Origin of the sequence: Corallococcus praedator (genome assembly GCF_003612125.1) — a bacterium.
Taxonomy (GTDB): domain Bacteria; phylum Myxococcota; class Myxococcia; order Myxococcales; family Myxococcaceae; genus Corallococcus; species Corallococcus praedator.
Genome location: NZ_RAWI01000719.1, coordinates 1 through 1,924, shown reverse-complemented (window position 1 = coordinate 1,924; position 1,924 = coordinate 1). Strand labels below are relative to the sequence as shown.

Annotated in this window: 2 protein-coding genes and 1 pseudogene; 1 reads left to right on the top strand and 2 read right to left on the bottom strand. The window is 72.9% G+C overall.

All coding sequences use genetic code 11. The features are described 5' to 3' along the window. A pseudogene (locus D7Y13_RS48895) lies at positions 1-713 on the top strand (serine/threonine-protein kinase); the annotation flags it as partial. A 66-nt stretch (positions 714-779) separates the two neighbouring features. On the opposite strand, the gene D7Y13_RS41210 reads toward D7Y13_RS48895, so the two are convergent. Beyond that, positions 780-1,172: a hypothetical protein gene (locus D7Y13_RS41210; protein ID WP_120538421.1), complete on the bottom strand. Its 393-nt coding sequence runs from the start codon at positions 1,170-1,172 to the stop codon at positions 780-782. Between the two features lie 135 nt (positions 1,173-1,307). Next, positions 1,308-1,613 (bottom strand): hypothetical protein, encoded by a 306-nt coding sequence (locus D7Y13_RS41205; RefSeq protein ID WP_120538420.1) that lies wholly within the window; start codon positions 1,611-1,613, stop codon positions 1,308-1,310. Positions 1,614-1,924 lie beyond the last annotated feature (311 nt).

Sequence of the window (1,924 nt, the reverse complement as noted above, 5' to 3'; positions counted from 1 at the left end):
CCGTGGCCCCCGTGCCGCCGCCCACGGCGGTCGCGCCGCCCCCGGTGGCCGCCGCCGGGCCCGCGCCGGTGCGACCGTCCGGAGAGAAGGCGCCCCCGGTGCCGGCTCCGCCCGTCCATGTCGTGCCGTCGGCCCCGCAGTCTCCTCCGCCCGGGGTGGCGGTGGCCGCGCGTCCTCCGCCCACCGTGGGAACGCCCTCCGCGCCGGGGCCGGGCCTGACGCCCGGACAGCGCAAGGGGCTGGTGGTGGGCGGAATCGCCGTGGTCCTCGCGGGCCTGGCGCTGGTGTTCGTGATGCCCGGCGGGGGCGTGGAGGTGCGCAACGCCCAGGCCGGCGAGCGCGTCTACGTGTCCGGCGTGCTGCTGGCGGCGGACCGCTCCCTGCCGGAGGATCCGGGCGGGTGGCTCGTCTCCACCGCCGTGGACGGCCGGCTGCACCGCTTCGGAAAGGTGTCGAAGGCGGAGCACATCGACCTGCGCACGCTCGCGGATGCCGCCCCCCAGGCGGACGCCAAGGGCATGCTCAGCGTCACCGGCCCCGCGGGGTGCCGCGTGGCGCTGGGCTCCCAGGTGCTGGAGAGCGCGACGCCGCTCGTCAGCCCGATGCCCGCAGGCCGCGAGTTCGAGGTGCGCGTCACCTGCGGCGGCAAGCCCGACGTCGTCCGCTGGGTGATGGCCGTCCCGGGCCAGAGCGTCGCGCTCGACGTGCCCTGAGGCGTTCGTCGGCCTTTGGGCCTGGGGCTGCCTCCACGAGGCGCCCCCTTCCCCCGGAGGCCCGGCCTACAGCGTCCTCAACAGGTAGCGCTTGTAGTCGCCGTACCCCGGAAGGTCGCTGCCCAGCGAGCCGTCCACCTTCGCCTTGACGGTCAAGGTGCCCCCCGCCAATTCGAGCGTGTAGCCGGGGTCTTCCTTGTGGATGACGTGCACCGTCTTGATGCCGTCGCGCACCGCCTCCTTGCCGATGGCGTCACCGCAGACGGCCTTCAGGTCATCGATGAGCCGATCGAAGATGCCATTGGAGATCATCTGGATGGCGGCCACGGTGGTGAAGCTCGCCTCATCGAGGGTGACCTGGAGGTCCGCGCCGCCCGCGGCCGCCTTCAGCTCCTCCAGCTTCGGCGCGAAGGACTCTTCCTTGAACGCCGCCAGCTCCTTCCGTTCCGCGAGACCCATGGTGCCGTTGCTCCGTGATGTGTCCGGGCGGAAGTGCCCGACGCCCTGAGACCGTCCCGGAGGGGACCCCTGGCTGTCAACGCCCGGGAGCGAGGGGCGGCTGCGCGTCGTGAGGGGCCGGGTGGGGCGGCGCCCTCAGTCGTGGCTGCCCACGTGCAGGTCGCCATGGCGCACGCAGACCCAGTGGAAGGCACAGGAGCACGCCACCGCGCGTGCGTGCGTGCAGCAGCGGCCACCGAAGTGCTCCGGCAGGGGCTCCCGCTCGTGCGCGGGCGGCTCGGGCAGCTCGCGCGGCGCGCCCCGGCCGGAATCCGCGGGCACCTGGCCGCAGCAGCCCCTGGGGAGGCAGTCGGGACACAGGGACAGCTCGCAGTGCGCGCACCAGTCGAACACCTCTCCGGCGGTGCCACGGCGTTCACAACCTCCACAGGCGTCGAACATGGGCGTCCTCCAGGCTCACTGCGCACGAAGGTAGAGTAGGGGTCCGACATCACGCCCCGTGCGAGGGCGGGCTGCCACTTCGAGCAGGGTCGGCGACGAATGGTCGACGCTCGCGCCGCGCACCTTCCACGGGTGGACGTGACCCATGCGGTACGTCGGTCCGTGATCCCTTGCGGCGCTGGCCGGGGATTCGCATGGAACAGGGGTAGGCGAAGCGAGTTCCGGAAATCCGGGGAGGACTCAGCCATGCGCAGGCACCGCCGCATCATCGGAGTGTTCGGCTCCGGAACGAACGCCCACGAGGAGTGGGT